Origin of the sequence: Streptomyces sp. 2323.1 (assembly GCF_900221035.1) — a bacterium.
GTDB classification, from domain to species: Bacteria; Actinomycetota; Actinomycetes; order Streptomycetales; family Streptomycetaceae; genus Streptomyces; species Streptomyces sioyaensis.
On the sequence record NZ_LT907981.1, the window covers coordinates 1,789,522 to 1,811,414 of the forward strand.

22 protein-coding genes are annotated in these 21,893 nt (G+C 69.7%); 16 read left to right on the forward strand and 6 right to left on the reverse strand.

Features of this window, described 5'->3' with window-relative positions; translation table 11 throughout:
* Positions 1-7: 7 nt before the first annotated feature.
* Positions 8-505 (reverse strand): indole-3-glycerol phosphate synthase, encoded by a 498-nt coding sequence (locus tag CPH93_RS07120; protein WP_093485949.1) that lies wholly within the window; start codon positions 503-505, stop codon positions 8-10.
* A gap of 138 nt (positions 506-643) precedes the next feature.
* Positions 644-1,468 (reverse strand): pyrimidine reductase family protein, encoded by an 825-nt coding sequence (locus tag CPH93_RS07125; RefSeq protein ID WP_096212313.1) that lies wholly within the window; start codon positions 1,466-1,468, stop codon positions 644-646.
* Between the two features lie 67 nt (positions 1,469-1,535).
* Between CPH93_RS07125 and zapE the strand changes: the two genes are divergently transcribed.
* Both zapE and CPH93_RS07135 read left to right on the forward strand, forming a co-directional pair.
* Positions 1,536-2,654, forward strand: coding sequence for a cell division protein ZapE (gene zapE / locus CPH93_RS07130; protein WP_173909739.1), 1,119 nt, complete (start codon positions 1,536-1,538; stop codon positions 2,652-2,654).
* A 147-nt stretch (positions 2,655-2,801) separates the two neighbouring features.
* Complete coding sequence (locus CPH93_RS07135) at positions 2,802-4,169, forward strand: alkaline phosphatase PhoX (protein WP_093485945.1); 1,368 nt, start codon at positions 2,802-2,804, stop codon at positions 4,167-4,169.
* Between the two features lie 505 nt (positions 4,170-4,674).
* Here CPH93_RS07135 and CPH93_RS36685 read toward each other — a convergent pair.
* Positions 4,675-5,340 carry an ABC transporter gene (locus CPH93_RS36685; protein WP_231977215.1) on the reverse strand — a complete coding sequence of 222 codons (666 nt, stop codon included), beginning with the start codon at positions 5,338-5,340 and terminating at the stop codon, positions 4,675-4,677.
* The gene (locus CPH93_RS36690; protein ID WP_231977216.1) at positions 5,337-6,341 is read right to left on the reverse strand and encodes an ABC transporter ATP-binding protein; all 1,005 of its coding nucleotides are present in this window, start codon (positions 6,339-6,341) and stop codon (positions 5,337-5,339) included. Before CPH93_RS36690 ends, CPH93_RS36685 begins: the two co-directional genes overlap by 4 nt.
* A gap of 293 nt (positions 6,342-6,634) precedes the next feature.
* On the opposite strand from CPH93_RS36690, the gene CPH93_RS07145 reads away from it, so the two are divergent.
* From CPH93_RS07145 to CPH93_RS07165, 5 genes are all read left to right on the forward strand, one after another.
* Positions 6,635-7,393 carry a peptidyl-tRNA hydrolase gene (locus tag CPH93_RS07145; protein WP_096212314.1) on the forward strand — a complete coding sequence of 253 codons (759 nt, stop codon included), beginning with the start codon at positions 6,635-6,637 and terminating at the stop codon, positions 7,391-7,393.
* A gap of 161 nt (positions 7,394-7,554) precedes the next feature.
* The gene (locus CPH93_RS07150) at positions 7,555-8,493 is read left to right on the forward strand and encodes an alpha/beta fold hydrolase (protein WP_231977217.1); all 939 of its coding nucleotides are present in this window, start codon (positions 7,555-7,557) and stop codon (positions 8,491-8,493) included.
* A 43-nt stretch (positions 8,494-8,536) separates the two neighbouring features.
* A complete protein-coding gene (locus CPH93_RS07155; RefSeq protein ID WP_096212316.1) occupies positions 8,537-9,370 on the forward strand; it encodes a MerR family transcriptional regulator in 834 nt (277 codons plus the stop codon).
* 889 nt (positions 9,371-10,259) lie between these two features.
* Entirely contained in the window at positions 10,260-10,877 is a 618-nt protein-coding gene (locus CPH93_RS07160; protein ID WP_096212317.1) for a LysE family transporter, read from the forward strand.
* Between the two features lie 100 nt (positions 10,878-10,977).
* Positions 10,978-11,898 carry a ParB/RepB/Spo0J family partition protein gene (locus CPH93_RS07165; protein WP_096212318.1) on the forward strand — a complete coding sequence of 307 codons (921 nt, stop codon included), beginning with the start codon at positions 10,978-10,980 and terminating at the stop codon, positions 11,896-11,898.
* Here the strand turns inward: CPH93_RS07165 and CPH93_RS07170 are convergent.
* Positions 11,831-12,610: a type 1 glutamine amidotransferase gene (locus tag CPH93_RS07170; protein ID WP_159394972.1), complete on the reverse strand. Its 780-nt coding sequence runs from the start codon at positions 12,608-12,610 to the stop codon at positions 11,831-11,833. The genes CPH93_RS07165 and CPH93_RS07170 overlap by 68 nt on opposite strands.
* Positions 12,611-12,871: 261 nt before the next feature.
* Here CPH93_RS07170 and fdxA point away from each other — a divergent pair, with 261 nt between their 5' ends.
* The 5 genes from fdxA (at position 12,872) to CPH93_RS07195 (ending at position 17,299) form a co-directional block, all read left to right on the forward strand.
* Complete coding sequence (gene fdxA / locus CPH93_RS07175; RefSeq protein WP_096212320.1) at positions 12,872-13,201, forward strand: ferredoxin; 330 nt, start codon at positions 12,872-12,874, stop codon at positions 13,199-13,201.
* A 5-nt stretch (positions 13,202-13,206) separates the two neighbouring features.
* Positions 13,207-14,640 carry an AmmeMemoRadiSam system radical SAM enzyme gene (gene amrS / locus CPH93_RS07180; protein ID WP_096212321.1) on the forward strand — a complete coding sequence of 478 codons (1,434 nt, stop codon included), beginning with the start codon at positions 13,207-13,209 and terminating at the stop codon, positions 14,638-14,640.
* Positions 14,641-14,671: 31 nt separating this feature from the next.
* Positions 14,672-15,052 (forward strand): cupin domain-containing protein, encoded by a 381-nt coding sequence (locus tag CPH93_RS07185; protein WP_096215342.1) that lies wholly within the window; start codon positions 14,672-14,674, stop codon positions 15,050-15,052.
* 106 nt (positions 15,053-15,158) lie between these two features.
* Entirely contained in the window at positions 15,159-16,319 is a 1,161-nt protein-coding gene (locus tag CPH93_RS07190) for a pyridoxal-phosphate-dependent aminotransferase family protein (protein ID WP_159394973.1), read from the forward strand.
* Positions 16,316-17,299: a quinone oxidoreductase family protein gene (locus CPH93_RS07195; protein ID WP_096212323.1), complete on the forward strand. Its 984-nt coding sequence runs from the start codon at positions 16,316-16,318 to the stop codon at positions 17,297-17,299. The genes CPH93_RS07190 and CPH93_RS07195 overlap by 4 nt, the downstream gene beginning before the upstream one ends.
* 45 nt (positions 17,300-17,344) lie before the next feature.
* Here the strand turns inward: CPH93_RS07195 and CPH93_RS07200 are convergent, their stop codons facing one another.
* A complete protein-coding gene (locus tag CPH93_RS07200; protein ID WP_096212324.1) occupies positions 17,345-18,343 on the reverse strand; it encodes a diiron oxygenase in 999 nt (332 codons plus the stop codon).
* A gap of 72 nt (positions 18,344-18,415) precedes the next feature.
* Here CPH93_RS07200 and CPH93_RS07205 point away from each other — a divergent pair, with 72 nt between their 5' ends.
* The 4 genes from CPH93_RS07205 (at position 18,416) to CPH93_RS07220 (ending at position 21,892) form a co-directional block, all read left to right on the forward strand.
* The gene (locus tag CPH93_RS07205) at positions 18,416-19,906 is read left to right on the forward strand and encodes a ferritin-like domain-containing protein (RefSeq protein WP_159394975.1); all 1,491 of its coding nucleotides are present in this window, start codon (positions 18,416-18,418) and stop codon (positions 19,904-19,906) included.
* Positions 19,863-20,240: a 2Fe-2S iron-sulfur cluster-binding protein gene (locus CPH93_RS37565; protein WP_159394976.1), complete on the forward strand. Its 378-nt coding sequence runs from the start codon at positions 19,863-19,865 to the stop codon at positions 20,238-20,240. Before CPH93_RS07205 ends, CPH93_RS37565 begins: the two co-directional genes overlap by 44 nt.
* Positions 20,241-20,426: 186 nt before the next feature.
* On the forward strand, positions 20,427-20,897 hold the full coding sequence (locus CPH93_RS07215) for a hypothetical protein (RefSeq protein WP_096212327.1): 471 nt from the start codon (positions 20,427-20,429) through the stop codon (positions 20,895-20,897).
* A complete protein-coding gene (locus CPH93_RS07220) occupies positions 20,894-21,892 on the forward strand; it encodes a ketopantoate reductase family protein (RefSeq protein WP_096212328.1) in 999 nt (332 codons plus the stop codon). The genes CPH93_RS07215 and CPH93_RS07220 overlap by 4 nt, the downstream gene beginning before the upstream one ends.
* Position 21,893 lies beyond the last annotated feature (1 nt).

Sequence of the window (21,893 nt, forward strand, 5' to 3'; positions counted from 1 at the left end):
CGGGCGCTCAGCCCCCGGCGGGCTGCTGGGGCTGGTCGTCCGCCGCGTGCGAGAAGAGCTTGAGGACCGGGACGCCGACCATGTGGCGGGCGCGGGAGGCCCAGTCGCGGTGGAAGAACTCCTCGACGAAGTGCGGGGTGGTCAGCACGATCACCTCGTCCGCGCCGGTCTCGTCGACGATGGACCGCAGCAGGTCAAGCGGGTGGTCCTCGACCACCTGCCCGACGGCCTCCGCGCCGGTGCCGCGCAGCGCCTGCAGCGTGTGGGCCAGGGCCACCTCGGCGGGTGCCTCCGCCTGGGCGCCGCCCGGTTCCTCGCCCTCCCGTACGGCGTCGTCGAACTCGCCGAGGGCGACGTCGTCGATCGCCCGCAGCAGGACGTCCTGCTTGCCGCGCGGCTGCATGAGCACGACGAACGAGATCCGGTCATCGCCGTGCAGCGTGGTCACGAACTCCACGTCGGCGGGCGTCAGAGGCTTCTCGATCATCAATACGCTCGTGAACACGACGGACGCCCTTCTTCTCCTCGGGGCACCGCATCGTGCGGAGCCCGACAGAAACCATCCGCCCCGTCGCCACACGGGGCCTGCTGGCTCTAAGTGTGCCCAACGGAAGCTAAGCGGAACAGATAATTCCGCCGATTGTCACGACCGGCGGTACCGAGTGAACAGGAACCCGTCCTCCTCCAGCACGGATGCCAGGGCGAAACGCGCCGGAACCGGGACGGCCGGCCCGTTCATGATCCTCGGGGCACCACCCACGGCCACCACGGGGGCCAGCGACAGACACATCTCGTCCAGCGCATCGGCCGCGGCGAACTGTCCCAGCAGCCTGGGCCCGCCCTCCGTCAGCAGCCGGGTGTGCCCCCGTTCGGCCAGTACACCGGCCACCCGGGCGGGATCGACGCCCACGCCCTCCCCGGCGAACAGCACCTCGGCACCTGCCGCCCGGGCCGCGGCCACCCCGTCCGCCGGTGCACCGGCGCCGGTCAGCACGAGGGTGGGCACCACCGGCTCGGTGAACAGGGGCAGCGTGAAGTCCAGATCAAGACCGGCGGTGACCACGGCGATGGCCGGGGCCGGGCCCTGGCCGGCGGCGGCCCGGCGGGCGGCGAACACCTCCCGGGCGCGGGCCGGGCGGTAGCCCTCCTTCCGCACCGTTTCCGCCCCCACCACCACGGCATCCGCGAGCGCCCGCAGCACCCCGAAGATCCGCATGTCGGCTTCGCCGGAGAGCGGCTGCGAGCGGCCCTCGTGGTGGGCCGCCCCGTCCAAGGAGGACACCATGTTGGCGCGCAGCCAGCCTGGGCGGCCCGCGCGCACCGGATCGTCCGCCGCCGGATACGCATAAGCCTCCGCCAGCTCGGCCGGCGTCCACGGCCGGTCCATCGGGCCGACCGCCGCCACCTCGGCCTTCCCGGTCTCAGGGGTCGGCACGGGCGGGGCAGGGAGGGGGAACAGGCGTCGCATGGCGGCAGTGTGACATGCCTCGCTCACCGGACCGCCGCCTCCCGCACAGGAGATAGGCTGGAGCGCTGTGTCACCTTCCGAGTCCTCTTCTCCGCAGCCCGACCCGACGGCCGTTCCGCCGGCCGACGGGGACGCCGCGACCCCCGCCGCACTGACCGCCCGCGCCCCGCACGTCCCGGCCGAACGCCTGGTTGCCGAGATGGTGCCGCCGCCGCGCTTCCAGGGCGCCCGCTTCGACAGCTACATCCCGGACGCGAAGCAGCCCAGCCAGGCCGAGGCCGTCCAGGTACTGAGCGACTTCGCGGACAGCATCGAGGGCGGGCGGGCCACGGAAAAGCGGCGCTGGTTCGCCAGGAAGCCGGCGGCCCCCAAGGGCCCGCGCGGCGTCTATCTGGACGGCGGCTACGGCGTCGGCAAGACCCACCTGCTCGCCTCCCTGTGGCATGCCACCCCCGCCCCGGCGGAGCGCAAGGCCTTCGGCACCTTCGTCGAGCTGACGAACCTCGTCGGCGCGCTCGGCTTCCAGCAGACCGTGCGCACGCTCGGCGAGCACCGACTGCTGTGCATCGACGAGTTCGAGCTGGACGATCCCGGTGACACCGTCCTGGTCTCCACCCTGCTCGGCAAGCTGGTGGACGCCGGTGTGGCGCTGGCCGCCACGTCCAACACGCTGCCCGGCAAGCTCGGCGAGGGCCGGTTCGCCGCCGCCGACTTCCTGCGCGAGATCCAGGGGCTGAGCGCCCAGTTCCGTCCGCTGCGCATCGACGGCGAGGACTACCGCCACCGCGGCCTGCCCGACGCGCCCGCCCCGTACGACGACGAGACGGTCACCCGCACGGCATACCGCACGCCCGGCGCCTCGCTCGACGACTTCCCCTCCCTGCTGGAGCATCTGTCCACGGTGCACCCCAGCCGGTACGGCGCGATGTGCGACGGCATCGAAGCGGTCTGCCTCACCGACGTCCAGGCGGTGCCCGACCAGTCGACGGCGCTGCGCCTGGTCGTCCTCGCGGACCGGCTCTACGACCGCGAGGTGCCGGTGCTGACCTCCGGCAAGGCCTTCGACGAGCTGTTCAGCGAGGAGATGCTGCGCGGCGGCTACCGCAAGAAGTACTTCCGGGCGATCTCCCGGCTGACGGCGCTGGCGCGCGATGCGGGCGCCCTGGTGGCCGACGGCTCCCGGTAGGCGGTACGGCGGGCGCGCCACCCGGCCGGCTCCTGGTAAGCAGTACGGTGGGCGCCACCCGGCCGGCGCCCGCCGCATGGTTCCCGACGCCCCGGCTGCGTGGTACACACGGCGGGTACGTCACCTGTCCGCCAACAGGGAGCCGCCATGTCCGCGACACGACGTCAGATCCTGGCCCGCACCGGTGCGTTGGGGACGGCCCTCGCCTTCTCCGGAAGCCTCACGGAGCTCTTCGCGGGGACCGCGACCGCCCAGGGCATGGGCCGGCGCGGCTACGGCCCGCTGGTCCCCGACCCGGACGGCCTGCTCGACCTCCCCCGGGGCTTCCGGCACCGGGTCCTCTCCCGGGAGGGCGACCCGCTGCTCTCCGGGGAGGGCAAGGTGCCCGGCAACTGCGACGGCATGTCGGCTTTCCCCGGCCGCCACGGGGGCACCTACCTGGTCCGCAACCACGAGAACCGTACGCACTCCCGCCAGGCCGTCCCCACGGTCCGCGGTCTGACGTACGACCCGGGGGCCGAGGGCGGCTGTACGGCCCTGGAACTCGACCGGGGCAACACGGTGCGCTCCGAGCGGGTCGCCCTCGCCGGTACCTCCACCAACTGCGCGGGCGGGCACACCCCTTGGAACACCTGGCTGACCTGCGAGGAGACCGAGTTCCGGGCCGGTGAGGAGAACTACACCAAGGACCACGGCTTCGTCTTCGAGGTCGATCCGTACGACCCGCGGCGCACCGGTGCGGTCCCGCTGACCGCGATGGGCCGCTTCTCGCACGAGGCGGTCGCCGTCGACCCCGGCACCGGCACCGTCTACGAGACCGAGGACGCCTTCGACAAGCCGTTCGGCCTCTTCTACCGCTTTCTCCCCAAGAAGCCGAGGGGCGGCCGCGGTTCCCTCCGGGCCGGCGGCCGGCTCCAGGCGCTGCGGGTCCCCGGTGTGCCCGACCTCTCCGCGATCCAGCGGCCCGGCACCGTCTTCGACCACGTCAGCTGGGTGGATGTGCCCGACCCGCTCGCCCGCGAGACCCCGATCCGCTTCCAGGACTTCGGCCCCGGGGGCATCACCCACGCCCAGAAACTGGAGGGCTGCTACTGGGGCGGCTCCTGCGTCTACTTCGTCTCCAGCTTCGCCCACCGGTCCGCCGGCTCGACGGCCGACCACTACGGCCAGGTGTGGAAGTACGACCCGAGGAAGCGGCAGCTGACCCAGGTCGTCGTCTTCGGCCCGGACACCGACCTCCAACTGCCCGGCGAATCACCCGACAACATCTGCCTGGCACCCAGCGGCGGCCTGATGGTCTGTGAGGACGGCGACGGCGCCCAGCACGTCTTCGGCCTCACCCGGCGCGGCGAGGTCTATCCGATGGCGCGCGGCCGGCAGAACATCGGCACACCGGAGAAGCCGGAGTGGGGCGAGTTCGCGGGCGTGACGTTCTCGCCCGACTTCCGGACGATGTACGTCAATTGCTACACGCCGGGAACGACGTTCGCGGTGACCGGCCCGTGGCACCACTGACGCCGCGACGGGCCGGCTGACCCGGCACGGTACCGGTCAGCCGGAGCAGGCGGACCGTTGGGCCTCCTGCCACTCGCAGACGGGGCAGAGCACGGGGCCGGGGTGGTCTAGGGGGTACTCGGTGGGCTGGGCGCAGTGGAGGCAGGCTGCGGTGTGGTCGGCTTGAGGGGAGGGGGAGGGCATGTTGGCGAGCGTACGCCTGCTCCCCCCACCCCCGAACCCACCCCCGCCCCCTCCCCCGAAGGGGGAGGAGGGGGAGGGGGCGGGGGAGACGCCAGGGGCCCGGAATCCGGTCGTCCGGCGCCGCCCGGACCGACCCCCTCCGCGGCCCCCGGTCCCGGCCCGGCCACTGTTCGACGGCAGCGGCCCAACGGCCGCGCCCCGACAGCCCCCGGCCCAACGGCAGCCGCCCGACGGCCCCGCCCCGACGGCCCCGGCCCAACGGCAGCCGCCCGACAGCCCCGCCCCAACGGCAGCGGCTAACCGCCTACCGCCCCCACCCCGTTCAGCTACGACGCGACGTGAGGGCGCAGGCCGCGGCGATGGCGGCAGCCGCGACCAGGACAGTGGCGGCGAGCGGCAGCCAGGGGGCGAGGACCGTGCCGTGGGCGGAGCCGGTGATCATGCCTGACAGGGCGGCGTTGGCGGGCGAGGCGCCCAGTACGAGCAGCAGCAGGGCGGCGGTGAGGCTCGCCGGGACGCCCCAGGCGGCGCTGCGCAGCACCGGCCAGTTGCTCAGCGCGCCGATCGCGATGCCCATCAGCAGGCATGTCAGCGCGGTGAGCAGCCCGGCAACGGCCGCCGGCAGGACCGGGACCACCCGGTGGTCGTGGGAGCGCGGGTCGCCCAGCAGCACGACCAGCCCCACGCCGGCCACCGCGAGCACCAGCGCGGCGCCGGCCGCGGTCAGCACGGCGGCGAGGTGGGCCCGTTCGGGGCCGGCGGCCGCGGCGGCGCAGTTGCGGGCGGCCGGCGGCTCGTTGGTGACGCAGATCCTGGTCAGCCATACGGCGACCGGCAGCAGGCCTCCGGCGGCATAGCCGAACGAGTCGAGGATCGGGCTGCCGCCCTGCACACCGATGGCCAGCCAGGCGGCGTAGAGGATGACCGGGGGCAGCCAGCGGTGCGAGCCGATGAGCAGGGCCGCCTGGTAGCGGAGGAGAGCGGTCACGGGAGGGGCGCCTCGTCGGGTGCGGGGGCAGGGTGGTCGTCGGCCCCGGGGGCGGTGGTTCCGGAGGCGGCGGTTCCCCCGGTGGCAGTTCCGGGGCCGGTGCCGTCGTCAGTGCCGTCATCCGGCCCCACGGCGGCGGTGACCGCGCGGATATGCCAGGGCGGGTTTGCGGTGAGCAGGGCACGCAGCACGACGTCGGAGTGGACGGCCGGGACCGTCAGCAGGGTCGTACCGTCCGGTCCCGGCGAGATCTCCGTTCCTGCGGGCAGCTGGGGCGCTCCGGCGGATGCCCGGTCCGGCCCGGCGGACAGCACACTGCCCGGTGCGCCCTCGGCCTCGATGGTCACCCGGGGGCCGGTCACGGTCACCGGGCCCGCCGTCGAAGCGTGCGCGTCCTGGGCCAGCAGCCGCCCGTCCTCGACCCGGTAGCGGGCGTCGGCCGCGCCCGCCAGCCGCCGCGGATCATGGTCGACGAAGACGACGGTGCCACCGTCCGCGACCCGCTCGGCGACCGCCCGGTCGAGCACCTCGCGCGCGCTGCGGTCCAGCCCCGTCCAGGCCTCGTCGAGCACCAGGAGTCCGGGCTCGGCGAGCAGCGCCTGGGCGACCGCCACCTTCTGGCTCGTCCCCTTGGACAGCTCGGCCATCGGGGTCCGCGCATGCCCGGCCGCCCCGAAGCGTTCGAGCCACTCGGTGGCGCGGCGGGCCGCTTCGGGGCCGCGCAGGCCGTGGATGCGGCCGAGGTGGGTGAGGTAGCCGACGGCGGTGAACGGCAGGGCGACCGGGAACCGTTCGGGCACATAGGCGCTGCGCCGGCGGCCGGTGATCCGTCCGGTGCTGGGCCGGTCGATCCCGGCCAGCAGCCGCAGCAGCGTGGACTTCCCGCTGCCGTTTGTCCCCTCGATGCGCAGCAGCGCCGATACGGGCACGTCGAGTTGCACCTCCCGCAGCACCCAGGGGCCCCGCACCCCGTAGCGCCGCCCCACCCCGTCCAGCCTCATGCGTTCCGGCACCTCCGCTGTCTCCCGGCGGGCTCCCCGCCGCGCCCCCGCCCCGACGGTAGCCGGACCGGCCGCCCGGCGCCCGCGCGAGGACGCACCCCGCCCCGCCCTGCGCACGGCAACCCCCTGCGGGGCGAGCGGCGTTCCTGTGACGTGCCGACGGAGTCGCCCGCTCCGGCCGGGCGGGGCGGGTGGCCGGTGCGCGGCGACCGAGGGGCCGGCGGGGGCGCTGTCGGTGTCGGCGGGAGCGACGGCCGGGGGGCGCTGTCGGTGGCGGCTGGCAGACTGGGCGAGTGACCAGCACCGAGACCGCCGGGCAGCAGCCCGGCAACAGCTCCGCCAGCGCGTTCACCCAGGCCGCGAACGACCGGGACGCGGCACCGCAGTTCGTGCTGCCGCTCGTCGCACGGATCGAGAAGACCGACCCGCCGGCGCGTACCGACGCGCTGGAGACGGCGGCGCGGGCGGTGCTGGCGCTGCTGTCGGACGAGCGCTCGGCCGGGGACGGCGAATGGGCCGCGGCGGTGCGCGACTGGCAGGACGCCCGGATCCGGAAGGTGGTGCGGCGGGCGCGCGGCGCGGAGTGGCGGCGGGCCGGGGCGCTGCCGGGCATCACGGTCACCGGCGCCCGCGCCGAGGTCCGGGTCTTCCCCCCGGTGCCGCTCGACGGCTGGCCGAAGGAGCTGGCGCGACTGCAGGTCTCGGGCACGGAACTGGACGATCCGGAGCCGCCCGGACCGCCCGCGGCCGACCGGCCGGTGCTGTGGCTCAATCCCGGCCTGGAGATGTCGGCGGGCAAGGAGATGGCCCAGGCCGGACACGCCGCGCAGCTGGCGTGGTGGGAGCTGTCCGATGCGGACCGGGCAGCCTGGCGCGCGGCCGGGTTCCCCCTCTCCGTACGGTCCGCGGCGGCCGGGGAGTGGGAGACGCTCACCCACAGCGGTCTGCCCGTCGTACACGATGCCGGCTTCACGGAGATCGCGCCCGGGGAAACTGTTGTCGCCGAGGGGGGCGAGCGCTTCTGTCCTCTCCCGCGCATACGGCGGCCGTAGGCAGGCTTCCTACGTCCCGACGTGGGAGCAGTGGGAGTGGTGGGCGCGTGCGTGTTCCCGGCCCTCCGCAGTGAGTTGACCGCTTTCCCTGACCTGCGTCACGTACGGCGGAGAACACGTCGCTGCAATGGTTGACCCTGCCGCAGGGGCAACCTCTCAGGATGGTGGGCATGGCCAAGAGAAGGAGCAACAGAACGAGCGAGGTCTCTGGACAATTCACGTCGTACCGCGCCCGCGCGGTGGTCGACGGAGCCGGACAAGGACCCCACGATCGGGCAGGTACCGGCGTGCCGGGAGGCGGCGGGGAACGCAGCGAGAGTGGCGACGGGCCTGTGCGGCACTTCACCGTGCACCACGACGGCGTCACGATTCCGGTCTCCCGAGGTGGCCGGGGACGGCCGCTGGTCCTGTGCCCGGGACTGAACTCGACGCAGGCCGACCTGCACGAGCTGACCGCCCTTCTTCGCCGTGACCACGACGTGGTGACCTTCGACCTCAGGGGACATGGCCTCGCCTCTGCCGGCGACCGGTATTCCTTCGCAGCATTTCTGAGCGACCTCGTCGCCGTACTGGCGGAGCTCGAGCTGCCTTCGCCGCCCGTTCTCGTGGGCTACTCACTGGGGGCGGACCTGGCCGTGCACTACGCCTCCGAGCACCCTGGCGACATCACCGAGCTGATCCTCATCGACGGGGCGAACCCGCTGCCTGAGCCCTTCATCACCGACACCGACCTGGCGGTGTTCCGCGACATGGCGGATGACCTGGCGACGGAGGCCGAGCGGTCCAAGGGCACCGCGCGCCAGGTGTTGCTCACCGCACAGGACATCCACGACCTGAGCCTCGAAATGGATGTGGTGCGGTCCGCAATCCTCGACCGGTATCGGAAGATCGACCATCCCATCAGCATGATCATGTCGGCTTCCCTCGCCGGTGACCGCACCGAAGGGCGCGCGGCACGGCACAACCGGCTCTGGCGGGCCGGCATAGCGCGGCTCGTCGACGAGCGGCCGCAGATCTCCACATCGTGGCTCGACGCCGATCACCGGCTGGTCTTCACCCACGCCCCGGAAGTCGCCGAGATCGTCCGGACTACCCGGTGACCAGGCAGGCCGATTTCTCAGGCTCACCCCGGAGACCGGTCCGATGCTGACCATCGGCGAGCTGGCGTCGTACGCCGGCGTGACGGTGCGCGCGGTGCGGCACTACCACGCCAAGGGGCTCCTGCCGGAGCCGGAGCGGGACCACTCCGGATACCGCAGGTACGACGCCGCCGCCGTGCTCCAGCTGATCAGGATCCGGACCCTCGCCGAGTCCGGGGTCCCGCTGGCGCGCGTGCGGGAGCTGCTCCAGGCCGATGAGAAGGAGTTCGCCGCAGTGGTCGCAGACATCGACGAGCGGCTGCGGGCGGAGATCCGTGAGAAGCAGCGGCACCGCGAGCGGATCGCACGCCTCGTCGCGGGGGACAGTCTGGCACTGCCCCAGGAGGTGGTCGAGTTCCTCGACCGGCTGCGGGCGCTCGGAGTCGACGAACGGATCGTGCAGGCCGAACGCGACGGCTGGATCCCGCTGGCCGCGCGGGCACCCGAGCGCGTCCCCGATTGGATGGCACGCAAGCGGGAGCAGTGCGCCGACCCGCAGTTCATCGACTTCTATCTCACCCTGAGCCAGGCTCTCGACCGGACCGACGACGACCCACGGCTGGCCGAGCTGGCCGACAAGCTGGCCGCCTACCTCACGCAGCTGGCGGACGAGCAGGGCGAGGACTACATCGACGATGCCGACATCGAGCCGTCGCTGGCCCCCCTCATGGACACCCTGGCGTTCGACACCGTACCGCCGGCCCGTCGCCTGATCGAGCTGCTGAAGACGCGGGGCTGGACCGGCTGGACCAAGGTCGAGCGCGTGGGCCCGACACGGAGCGAGCGCGGAACGCGGCAGGAAGACACTGCGCAGCTGCGTTCCCGGCGTGAGCGGTGACGGCGGGCGAGGTCGTGCCACCAGGCAAACTCACTGCTCGCATCCGCGACTCGAAGGGTACTCGGAGCAGCTTGTCGGCCAGATCGAAAGAGGAGCCTCGCCCATTGAAGCGCTCATCCGCCAACTGAAGTGCTCGGCCACAGCTCACGGGCTGTGGCCCCGTCGTTTCTGGTGGCTGCGACGGGCTTGGTAGGCGCAACCCGATATCACCCGGCCCCGGTTGATCTTCGACGGTAAACAACTCGTGGGTTTTGACGGGGGCTTCTTTCTCGCGCGCTTCGATCCGGAGAGCCGGCGGACAGCCTCCTCCACTCGGAGATCTGGCAACGGAACATCGCCGCCGACCAACAGGGCCTGGATGTAGGCGTTGACTTCGGCCTCCAGTGCGGCGGCCGGCGTCCGTTCGGCCACTCTACGGAAGACCTCGTCGACGAACGGGAGGTTTGGCGCGTCGTTTGTTGTTGACTACGGTAAGCACGGCCGTACCCTCCCGACCCGCGCTGGATCCTGGGTGGCGCCCTTGCCGGCCGGCACGGCCCAAGGGCGGCTTGAAGGCTGGCAGCCCAGCTATCAGAGCAGCATGGCACGGCGTGGCCACACGAGGCCTGGATGACATGGTTCCGGCCAATTTCCTGCACATTCAAACGTCGGCATTGGCAATGGCGACCCGATATGAATGTCGGGAATTTCCGGCGGGCCGGATTTTTCTGTCTTCGAATCGCCACAGATGAGGCATGTCAACAGCGAGTTACGCGCTTGTTCGGCATTACCCCTGGCCGAAAATCGCCGCAGATAAGGCGAGTAAACAGCGAGTTGAGTCGCTTGCTCGTCGGGGGGCCGCTGAGGGTACGGTGATCTTCGCGCAGCAAGGACTATGCAGGAGGCATGGATGAGTGGGGCACTGCTTGCCGGTATGCTTGCCGGGTACGGAATCGCTATGCCGGTAGGGGCGATCACCGTGCTGATCATTACGCTTTCGGCCCAGACGTCCCTGCGCGTCGGATTAGCTGGAGCAATGGGAACGGCGACCGCAGACGGCCTTTATGCGCTTGTTGCGGCATCGACCGGCGTGGCCCTTGCCAATGTCCTGAAGCCGATCGCCGAGCCGATGAGGTGGACGGCAGCCATAGTCCTCCTGGTCATCGCAGTAAAAGGGATCTCCGGGGCAATCCGGAGGTCTCGGAGCTCTGGAGATGCGCAGAGCATCAAGGCGAAGAAGCCGGGGCGCGCCTATCTCCAACTGCTGGGACTCACCATCCTCAACCCGCTGACCATCATCTATTTCTCCGCCCTGGTGCTCGGCCTCCGTGATGACGCATGGACGTCCTGGAACAGCCTGATCTTCGTGGTCGCGGCGTTCGCTGCCTCCGCCAGCTGGCAGGCCGTTCTCGCGATCGGTGGGGCTCTCGTGAGCAAGGTGCTCACCAGTGATAGGGGGCGGTTGGGGACGGCGCTCATCGGCAACGGCGTCATCCTCTTCCTGGCTGCGCGTCTCTTTCTCTCCTGACTCGCGGTTTTTACCGGCCATGTGCCGTTTGAGAATGCTTTACAGCTAGACGATCACGGGGTGGGGCCTGGACGCCGGGCCCGCGGTATTGGGGGTTCCCATGAAAGACCCTGAAGGCTGTCGCTCCCTCACGACGGAGATATCGCAGCCGAATGACACCTGCCCATTCTCCCCTCCGCCCGGCCAGGAGATCATCGACATCCCAATCCAGTCGATTCTTCCCGCCGATTCACCGCGCAGTGCCGGCAGCGACAGCGCGCACGCATGGCTCCTTGCGAAATCCGATGCCGAATTGCCGCCCATCATTCTGCAATGGCCGAGCATGCGCGTGATCGACGGAATGCACCGGTTGGAGGCCGCCAGAATCCGGGGCGAGTCCACGGTGCGCGCGCGGTTTTTCGAGGGTGATGCGGAGGAGGCCTTCATCCTCGCCGTCGAGACGAACACCAAACACGGTCTGCCCCTGACGCTGGCCGACCGCAAGGCCGCCGCGCTCCGTATCGTCAAGGCTCACCCCCATCTGTCCGATCGCGCGGTGGCGGCCAAGGTCGGCCTCGCGCACAAGACCGTGGGCGCGATCCGAAGGTCTAGTGGGGATGTTCCCCAGTTGACTGCCCGGGTGGGGCGCGACGGCCGGGTCCGTTCGGTGGCGCCGTCCGGGCGGGGCAAACGGTCCACCGCCGTGCCCGCCACCCAAAACAGGTCCGCCGCGACGGGCGACCTGGTGTCCGTATCGGCGCCGGGTGCGGTGCCTGCGAAACGCTTCGCCGGCATCGACACAGACTGGAAGGCGAACCTTCAGCGTCTGCGTACCGACCCGTCCTTGAGGTACAGCGAAGCCGGCCGCTTGGTGCTGCGCGCGCTGGACGCGCACGTGGCGGCGGCCGACCAGCTGCACCACATCGCCGAACTGCTGCCCGAGCACTGCCTGAGCAGGATCGCCGAGTTCGCCCTCAAGTGCGCTGAGGACTATCACCGGCTCTCCGCCCTGCTGGAGCAGCGGAGAGCTGAGGGCTGCTGAAGCGTCCGCCGCCGGAGAGGGCCCGCTGCGCGACGAGGTCGGCCCAGCCGCCGAAGATCCTCTGTGCGTACCGCTCCATGCGCACCGCCGCGTCGGACAGGTCATCGGTCATCCGGCGCGGCGCATCCGCCCCGCACCGTTCGACCAGCTCGGCTGCGCAGTCGGGGACGCTCAGCCACTCCGCGAGAAGCCGCGGGTCGAGCTCCAGGTGGAACTGCACCCCGTAGGCGGACGCTCCGACCCGGACGGCTTCGTACGGACACCCGGGCGAGCCGGCCAGCGCAGTGGCCCCGGGCGGGAGGCCGACGTTCTCGCCGTGCCACTGGAACACCCGCAGGCTCCGTGGCAGCCCCCCGAAGACGGGGTCCTCGAAGGCCCCGGGCGCCATGTGCACGTCATGCATGCCGTAGTGCGCCTCGGCCGCCTGTACGGGCGCACCGCAGGCGGCCGCGAGCAGTTGGGCCCCCAGACACACTCCGAAGAAGGGGACGCCGGTCCGGACGGCCGTGCGGATGTACTCCTTCTCCGGTGCGAGCCAGGGCAACGGATCGTTGACGCTCATCGGCCCGCCCATCGCCAGGATGCCGTCGACCGAGGCCGGCGCGGGAGGCAGCGCGCCTTCGTCGACCCGGACCGGAAGCAGCGTCGCGCCACGTTCGGTCAGCAGCCGGCCGAAGGTGCCGGGCTTCTCCCAACTCGCGTGCTGAAGCACCGCGATACGCAGCGGGGCAGGGAAATGCGGGCGGCTTTTCACAGGCAAGACTGAATCCCTTCTATTTTTCTTCTATTTCGCCGATGTGACCCGGGAAGCGGCATGCTAGCGCTGCACCTACCAGGTGTGGCAGATCGGTTTATGCGGTCGCCTGCCGTACCGGATTCTATTGCCCATCGAATTTGCACACTGTAGCGTCGATTCCGCTTCGACCTGCTCCATCTCGCACATCCCATCCGCCCATCTCGCGGGAGAATTCGATTGACTTACGTGATCGCGGAACCGTGCGTGGACATCAAGGACAAAGCCTGTCTGGATGTGTGTCCGGTGGACTGCATCTATGAAGGCGACCGAACCCTATACATCCATCCCGATGAATGCATCGACTGTCATGCGTGCGAGCCGGCCTGCCCGGTCGAGGCCATATTCCCGGAGGCCGAACTTCCGGACAAATGGTCACAGTACGCGGAGATCAACCGTGAATTCTTTATCGACCTCGGAACCCCCGGCGGGGCCTCAGAAACGGGGCCTACGGGGACAGATCACTCCGCCGTCGATGCCCTGCCCGTAACGGCCAAGAACGGAAGGTAGAAGAGATGGCGGATAAAAAATGGCAGGAAGTCGGCTACCCAGCACGCCTTGAGGAGCGCCTCCCCGACGACGTGGTCCGCTGCCATCTGAGCCCCCGCAAGTGCCGCATCAGGCCTGGTCAGCACGGGTTCTGCATGGTGCGGGGAAACCGCGACGGGCGCCTGGTCAGCCTGAACTACGGCCGCTCCGTGCACGCCACGGAGGAGACGATCGAGACAGAGGCGGTCTTCCACTACGAGCCGGGTGCCCGCATCCTCTCGATGGGCAACATCGGGTGCATGCTGAACTGCGACTACTGTCACAACTGGAAGACGTCGCAGGCCCGTTACGTGGAGGACAAGGACGTCTTCTACTATTCGCCGCAAGAGGTCGTCGACATCGCCAAACGGCACGGAATAGGCGTCATCTCGTGGACGTACAACGACCCGGTCGTCTGGCACGAGTTCGTCGTGGAAACGGCGGCCCTGGCCAAAGAGGCCGGAATCGTCAACCTCTACAAGTCGGCCTTCTTCATATCCGAGAAGGCCATCGAGGAACTCATCCCGGTCATCGACATCTTCTCCATTTCGATCAAGTCGATCGACCCCAAGTACTACCGAAAGATCACCAAGGGCTGGCTCGAACCCGTACTGGACGGAACCGAGCAGGTGTACCGCGCGGGGAAGCATGTAGAGGTCTCTACGCTCATGGTCACCGACCTGAGCGACAACGAAAAGACCGCCCACGACATCGGCAAGTTCGTCCTCGACCGGCTGGGCCCCGAAGTGCCGACGCACTACGTTCGGTTCCACCCGGACTACAAGATGACGGACACCATCCGTACCCCCGTCGACCGCCTCGAGGCCGCCCGCCGGGTCGGGCTCGACATGGGCCTGCGCCATGTGTACCTCGGCAACGTCTACGACACCGATTCGACCAGCACCCGGTGCCACAGCTGTCAGGAACTGCAGATCACCCGGTACGGCCTGAATGCGGAGATCCTCGCGGTCACCGATGACGGCAGGTGTAACAACTGCGGCGCCGACGCCAACATCCGGCGCATCCCCGGAGGCAGCCAGAAGCCCAGCACGGTCCCCGCGCTCCCGGCCTCGGACACCTTCGACACAGCCACCTTCGACTGGTACGGCGACGTCCGAGCCCTGCATGTGCAGGTGCGCAATGACTCCGCCGACGTACGGCGGGTCTACCACCGGCGTACCCACCTGGGCACCAAGGAGATGCCCTGGTCGGTCCTGGAGCTGCAGCCGCAGGAGAGCTACCGGTTCATCGCGGCCAAGTCCGAACTGGACGAGCGTGGAGTGGCCGTCGCGATACCGCCGGGCTGCACCTCGTCCCTGCACCAGGTGTTCGACCGCGCGCACTTCCCCACGACCGCGGCGGATGGCGGATCGCTGAACGCCGATATCACTCCGCTGCCACTGTTCGAAACACGCGGCTGACGGGACCCGGACCCGACATGGAGGGATGACCATGACCGTTGGCAACAAGGCCGAGGAGTTCGCCGACGTCGCCATAGTGAAGGGCGCCGACGTCGAGGGCCGGGAAGCGTTCCCGAACCTGACGCGGCGGGTGCTCGCGTACAACGACAAACTCATGCTGGTCGAGCACCTGATGGAGCAGGGATCGGTGTTCCCCCTGCACAGCCACCCACACGAGCAGCTCGCCTATCTCGTGTCAGGCCACATCCGGGTGCGGGCCGGCGGCGAGGAGTTCGAGGCCGTCGCGGGCGACAGCTTCGTGGTGAAGGGCGGTGTGGAGCACCAGGTGCACGCGATCGAGCGGTCGGTCGCCCTGGACATCTTCACGCCCTTCCGTGAGGACTACGCCGAGTGGATCGACGAGGCCGGGTGACAGGCCCCTCGCCCAAAGGCGCGGGCCGCCGGGGCGGGGCTCCTGCCCCGGCGGCCCGCGTGCCGGTCGGCCCGCAACAGACACCCCACCCAGAAAGGGGAGATCGGTGACACAGACCGCGACCCGACAGGAGACGAGCCGCACGAGCCCCGCGGCACGGCTGGCGATGGTGGTCGGCCCCACCCGGCAGCCGGCTTCGGTCCTGGAGCGGATGAGTACCCCGGCGCCTCCGCTGACCGACCCGGATTTCATTGCCGAGTTCGGCCGCTGCCTCGCCCGGCTGCGCCGCCTCGTCGGCTCCGCGTCGGCGGAGGTGGCGATCGTGCCGGGCAGCGGCACACACGGCATGGAGAGCATCGCCGCCAGCCTGCTGCAGCCCGGCGTCCCTGCCCTGGTCGCCTCGACCGGCATGTGGGGCGACCGCTGGCGCGACATCTGCCTGCGGCACGACATCCCGGTCCGCGCACCACGGTTCCCGGCGGGGCGCGCACCCGACCCCGAGCTGATCGAGAAGCTGCTCGCCCGCCGCGAGCATCAGGCCCTGCTGGTCGCGCACGTCGACTCCAGCAGCGGAGTACGGGCCGACCTTCCCGAACTGGCCCGGCTGGCCCGGAAGTACGACGCGCTGATCCTGGTCGACGGTGTCTCGGCGATCGGCGCGGAACAGATCGAACTGGATGCCTGGGACCTGGACGTCTACCTCGGAGGACCACCGAAGGGGCTCGCCGGACCGGCAGGGCTCGCGACCTACGCATTCAGCCGGCGGGCGGTGCGACGACTGCGCGAACGGGCCTGGCGGCCACATACGTACTCCCTCGACCTCGCACCCTGGCTCCCCGTCATGGCAGCTACGGAGCGGGGTGAGTTCGGCTACTTCCAGTCGCCTGCCGGAAACCTCGTGCTCGGTCTGTCCGAGGCACTGCGTCTGGCACTGGAGGAAGGCCGTGCGGCCCGCGTCGGCCGGCACCGCGCCCTGCGGGATCTGCTCCACGACGGACTGGCAGACCTGGGCGTACAACTGCTCGTTACGGAAGCGGCCGATCGAGCCTACGGCGTCACCGTGGGCGAGGTGCCGCAGGGTCTTGGCGAGGGCGAGCTCCTGAGCGCAGTCGCGAGCGAGGGCGTCCTACTGCAGGCGGGCACCTTCCGGCCCATGGGCCGCAGCACCTTCCGCATCGGGCACCTGGGCTCGGTGGCGGAGGAGGACATCACCAGGACGATCGCCGCACTGCGGGCAGGACTGAGCCGTTTCCGGAGGGGACTGTGACAGTACGGACACGGGCCGCCCGGCTTACCGACCTCGATGCCGTACCCCTGGTGGCAAAGACCGAGCTGCGCGAGCCGTTGGACGGCGAGGTCGTCGTCGACATGTACTACGCCTCCCTCAACCCACTGGACACATACGTCATCAAGGGCGCCGTCGGCGGGGAGGCCCCCCGGCCCCGCACGCCGGGCGTCGAGGGGGTGGGTATGTGGGACGACCGGCCGGTCGTCGTGCACGGCAGCGGGCTCGGCATCGTCCGGGACGGCACCTGGGCCGGGCAGGTGGTGGCGCCGCGGGACGCGCTGGTCCCGGTGCCCGACGGAGTGGACCTCAAGGAGGCGGCGGCCGCCGCAGTGGTCGGCACCACCGCGATCCGGGCGACCCTGGACGTCGGCCGGATCGAGGAGACCGACCGGGTGCTGGTGCTCGGCGCCGCGGGCGGGGTCGGCCAGGCGGTCTGCAGTTTGGTACGTGCAGCCGGCGCCCAAGCCTGGGGGCAGACCGGCAGCCCCGACAAGCTGGAGGCGGTCGCCGCCATGGGGGCGGCCCCTCTGCTCGCCACCTCGGCGAAGGAGCTGGCCGCGGCGGCGGAACCCATCGTGCCCACGGTCGTCTTCGACGCCCTGGGGGGACCCTTCACCGGCGCCGCGGTGGACATCCTCGCGCCGTACGGGCGGCTGGTCACGTACGGCACCAGCGCCGGCCCCGACAGCATGCTGTCCCTGCGCACCGTCTACCGGAAGAACCTCGTCATCGCCGGCTACGGAGGGGTGGCCGAACCGCCGGCGCGCATCAAGGCGGGCACCGAAATGGCGCTGCGCGCACTGCGGGAGAAAGACCTGGTGATCCCGGTGCACGAGATCTATCCGCTCGACCGAGTCGGTGCCGCTCTGGACGCCTTGATCGGCCGCACCGCGCGAGGAAAGATTCTTCTGGACGTACGGAGCACGGCGCGGGAACCGGTGCCGCCCAGTCAGGCCTGACCCGCGAGAGACCGGCCGTGCACGCCCCTGCACGGCCGGTTCGCGTCACTCCAGCAACCCGCTTCGGAAGAAGGAGTCAGCTACCTTGTCCGACTCGAAGACGCCCTGGCGATCCAGCAGGCGCAGTGTGGCCGCCGAGGCCGCGCGCATGTCCGCCTGCACCCGCGCGGCCGGATACGTCTCCTCCATCACGCCCCGTACGGCCTCGGGGCCGAGTCCGGTGGTCCGCAGGACAGCGGCCGTCGCATCTAGATCGGGCCGCAGGAATGCCACGATGAACTCGGGCAGCAAGGTGCCCACCAGGCCCTGTTGGCCCGGCGTCAGCTGGGGCCAGGCGTACTCGAAGAACCGCGCGAAGAACGCATGGTGACGGCCCTCGTCCTCGGCGTGGTCGGCGATCGTCTCCCGTACGGCCGTGAACACCCGCTTATCCTTCGGGATACCGGACAGCGTGCTGGATATCAGCGTCTCGGAGACCACCGTGAAGAAGAGGTCAGCAAGCGGCCGGAGAGAGGGTTGGATTTCCGACTTCACCGTGCCGAGACGAGCCAGGAAGTAGGGTTCCCCGACCGCCCCCGGTAGTTCCTTTGTCGCCGCGATCAATTGACACTGCAGATCGTCGGAGAACTGTGCGTGCCAGGCTTCGTCCGTGCATATCTTGTAGGCATCGCGAAGCATGGCCGTGGGGACTTCGAAGCCGCTTCGCCGGCGGCTGATGAGCTGGGTAACAGGAGTTACCACCAGTTGTTCCAGATCGGCGGTGAAGTCGAGATAAACATAAAGCCGTTGGAGCAGCAGGCTGTTGATGACCTGCTGTTCCTGTTCCCTGACCAGCGGGTGGTAGAGCACCGAACAAGCTCGGGCGGGAAGAACACCTTTCCCTCTTCGAGTTCGTCGAGGATGCGTTGTGGCTTGGCCCGGACGCTTGACCTGCGCTCCCAGCTGGAGAAACTCGACCGGTATATGTCTTGCGGACCGGATTGAGAAGGCATGAGAATCCTCCCATCGGAGATTCGGATGCGTTGAACGGTAGTGCTCACAGATATTCTGAACAAGGTCCGACGGGCGTTGCTCGGTTCGCGCTCAGTCCGCGAAATATCGAAGGGGTTGATGAAGATGGGCGATGTCTCCAACGGGCAGTGGTCCGTTGACGCGGAGATCGTGGCCAAACTGCGCCAGGCCTACACAGGGGCGTTGACGGACATTCTTGACGGACTCGGTTACGTGAAACAGAGTCTTTCCGGTGACTTCCTGTTCGAGGACCCCGGCATGCGGATGGTCGGGCCGGCGTACCCCGTCGAATGCGTGCCGAACCCACTGGCGGTATCCCACGGCAAAAGCGCGCGGGGACTGTTCGAGATGCTGAGTTCGGTGCCGGTGGATCACATCGCCGTGGTGCAGATGAACGGCATCGACGCCTCCATATTCGGTGATCTGTCCATCACCGCTCTGCAGGCCCGGGGCGCCGCGGGCGCCCTCATCGACGGCGGCGCCCGGGACCTGCACTCGGTGCACAAGATGGGCTTTCCGGTGATCTCCCGCTTCGTACGGCCCCAGGGCTTCATCCAGCGTGGCGACTGGGTCAGCTGGGGCAAGGAACCGGTGCACATCGAAGGCGTGCGCATCGCCCCCGGCGACTATCTGGTGGCCGATGCCTCAGGCGTGGTGATCGTCCCCCGGGAAGTTGCCGCGAAGGTGGCGGACGAGGCGGTCGAGATCGCGGAGAAGGAGGAGGCGCTGCGCGACGCCGTGCGCTCGGGCATGAGCCCGCTGGAGGCTTTCGACCGGTATCTGGTCAACGGCGAAAAGCGCGGGCTCAGCGCCTCGCCGGGTGCGGCCCGAGCCGAGCAGAGCGGCTGCTGCGGAGAGCGCAAGGCCGCCCAGCAGGCCGAGCGGGCCGAGCGGGCCGAGGCGTTGACGCCGGCGCCGACGACCGACATCGTCGCCCGCCCCTACAAGGGACGGGTGCCGGAGGGTGATCTGACCCGCCGGGCGGGCGTGGAGCAATTGGAAGAGCGCGGTGTGGATGTCGTCGCGTTGCGCGAGAAGCTCATTGACGCGGCCGCCGCCGAGTTCACCACGTACTACTACTACACCGTGCTGCGCCACTTCCTGGCGGGCAAGGAGGACTACAAGGCAATCGCCGAGGACGCGCGCCTGGAGGATCGCTCGCACTTCGAGCTGATCACGCCCCGGATCTTCGAGCTGGGCGGCACGATCCCGTTCGACATCAGGGACTTCGCCGACCGGGCGGGCTGCCCGGACGCCTACCTGCCCAACACCAACAACGGGCGCATGACATGGGGAAGCGACGGCGACGACGCGACGAGCCCGGCGAATTCCGTGGAGATCCTCACGGTGCTCCTCGAAGCGGAACGCTGCGCGGTGCGCTCCTGGTGGGAAATCTGCGACATGACCTTCGGCAAGGATCCCAGGACGTACGAACTGGCCATGCGCATCCTCAACGAGGAGATCGAGCACGAGGCCTGGTTCATCGAATTGCTCAGTATGGAAAGGGACGGCGTAGCGCGCCCGTCCGGACATTTCAAGCGAGGTGAGATCGGTGACGCTCCCTGGAGCAGGAACAAGCCGTTCAGCCACCCCTGATGAGCCCGGTTTCGAGATCCGCATCCAATTCGGGGAAACGATCTCGACCATTCATGCCTATCGGGGCGAATCCCTCCTTGATGCGGCGGAACGGTACGGCATACGGCTTCCCAGGACGTGCCGCCAGGGATGGTGCACCACCTGTGCGGCACGCGTCGAGGAGGGGCGCGCCGAGCACTCCGCGGCGCGGCGCTTCTACCCGGCCGATGAAACAGCCGGATTCGCGCTGCTGTGTACGGCGCGGCCGCTGTCACCGATGAGTGTGGTGGCAGGCCAACACGCTGCTTTTCGGGAGCACCGCATACGGAAGGGACTGCCCGTACCGCGCGCCTGAAAGGGGCGGCCGGCGTAAAACATTGCCGGTGATGCGGCCGTGGATCATTCACGGCCGCATCACCGGCATTCCTGTTTTCAGGCCGGTTCCCTCTCTTTCGGCGGCCGTTGACATTTTCGGTATGACTCTGTTGTGCTGTCGGACATGCGAATTCATATGGCGAACAGGCTGTGTGTAAGTGTGGAAATGCTCGACTTCGTGAATCCGAACCGTTTGCAGGACGGACGCGAATGCGGAGTCCGTCTTGAACTGCGGCTCAGCGAGCCCGATACCCTCCCCGGCTCGATCTACGCATCGCGCGCGCTCTCCATCACCCGGGGCGTATGCCGTTTTGACCTGCTGGAATCGGCCCCGGGCGCACAGGACCGGATGCACTGGCACCCGGAGATGCCGAATGGCGAGGGCCGCAAGCGCCTGTACGACGACGAGCTGGCGCGCGATCCGATGGGCTGGCTGGGCCGGCAACTGCGCGACGCCATCGGCCTGCTGAAGACCGGCGGGGTCGACGCCGCCGAGCGCTTCGCCGACGATGCGAGGCTCCTGGCCCGGATGGCCGACGACATCGTCGCCGACGCCACGGACACCCTCAGCCGCTCCAGGCGCACCCCCTGGCCCCCGGTGGAGCGGCGCGACGAGCGCGGAATGGCTCTGGCATGAGGGCACTCGTCGTCGGAGCGGGAGCCACCGGCGGCTACTTCGGCGGACGGCTGGCCGAGGCGGGCCGAGACGTGACCTTCCTGGTAAGGCCGGGGCGCGCAGCCCAGCTGAACTCCCGCGGGCTGATGATCCGCAGCCCCTATGGGGACGTACGACTGACCCCGAAGCTGGTCAGGGCCCGGGAACTGACCGAGACGTACGACCTGGTACTGCTCACGGTCAAGGCGTACGCCCTGGAACAGGCCGTCGAGGACATCGCGCCCGCGGTCGGCCCCGGCACGGTGATCCTGCCCGTGCTCAACGGCCTGCGTCACGCCGAGCTTCTCGAGGAACGGTACGGCGGTCACCGCATCGCGGGCGGCGTCTGCCTCGTCACCACCACGCTCGACCCGGACGGCGGCATCCGCCAGCTCAACGACCGCCAGGAGCTGCGGTATGGCAGCTGGCGGGCTCCGGGCCCGGCAGCGCTGCCCAAGCTCGACTCCTGGCTGGGCGGATCCGGCTTCACCGTACGCCCCTCGCCCGCCATCCGGCAGGAGATGTGGGAGAAGTGGGTGTACGTGGCCGCCATCGGCGCGGTGACCTGTCTGATGCGCGGAGTCGTCGGTGAGGTCGTCGCGGCCCCGGGGGGAGCGGACTTCGCCGAGCGGGTGGTCGAGGAGTGCGCGGCCGTCGCCGCCGCCTGCGGCCACCCCGTCAGGGCAACAGCGCTGCGCGAGACGCTGGCGACGCTCACCGAGCCGGGCTCTACCGCGGCCTCCTCGCTCTACCGCGACCTGCTGCGCGGCAGCGCCGTGGAGGGTGACCACATCCTCGGCGACATGATCGAGCGGGGAGCAAGGCACGGGCTGGACAGCCCGCTGCTCCACCTCGCGAATTCCCAACTTTGCGTATACCAACGCACGTTAAGCCCGACCGGCCGGATCGCGAGTGCGCAGCCGGCCGCCGTCACACAAGTCAACGCCGGGCAGCCGGCCGGTTTCACGGAGGTGTGAT

Excerpts from the sequence above, each read along its gene's own strand:
- CPH93_RS36690 (WP_231977216.1), bottom strand. The coding sequence starts at position 6,341 with ATGAGGCTGGACGGGGTGGGGCGGCGCTACGGGGTGCGGGGCCCCTGG.
- CPH93_RS07220 (WP_096212328.1), top strand. The coding sequence starts at position 20,894 with ATGAGGGCACTCGTCGTCGGAGCGGGAGCCACCGGCGGCTACTTCGGC.
- CPH93_RS07215 (WP_096212327.1), top strand. The coding sequence starts at position 20,427 with ATGCTCGACTTCGTGAATCCGAACCGTTTGCAGGACGGACGCGAATGC.
- CPH93_RS07160 (WP_096212317.1), top strand. The coding sequence starts at position 10,260 with ATGAGTGGGGCACTGCTTGCCGGTATGCTTGCCGGGTACGGAATCGCT.
- CPH93_RS07185 (WP_096215342.1), top strand. The coding sequence starts at position 14,672 with ATGACCGTTGGCAACAAGGCCGAGGAGTTCGCCGACGTCGCCATAGTG.
- CPH93_RS07155 (WP_096212316.1), top strand. The coding sequence starts at position 8,537 with ATGCTGACCATCGGCGAGCTGGCGTCGTACGCCGGCGTGACGGTGCGC.
- CPH93_RS07165 (WP_096212318.1), top strand. The coding sequence starts at position 10,978 with ATGAAAGACCCTGAAGGCTGTCGCTCCCTCACGACGGAGATATCGCAG.
- CPH93_RS07125 (WP_096212313.1), bottom strand. The coding sequence starts at position 1,468 with ATGCGACGCCTGTTCCCCCTCCCTGCCCCGCCCGTGCCGACCCCTGAG.
- CPH93_RS07205 (WP_159394975.1), top strand. The coding sequence starts at position 18,416 with ATGGGCGATGTCTCCAACGGGCAGTGGTCCGTTGACGCGGAGATCGTG.
- CPH93_RS07150 (WP_231977217.1), top strand. The coding sequence starts at position 7,555 with ATGGTGGGCATGGCCAAGAGAAGGAGCAACAGAACGAGCGAGGTCTCT.
- amrS (WP_096212321.1), top strand. The coding sequence starts at position 13,207 with ATGGCGGATAAAAAATGGCAGGAAGTCGGCTACCCAGCACGCCTTGAG.
- CPH93_RS07135 (WP_093485945.1), top strand. The coding sequence starts at position 2,802 with ATGTCCGCGACACGACGTCAGATCCTGGCCCGCACCGGTGCGTTGGGG.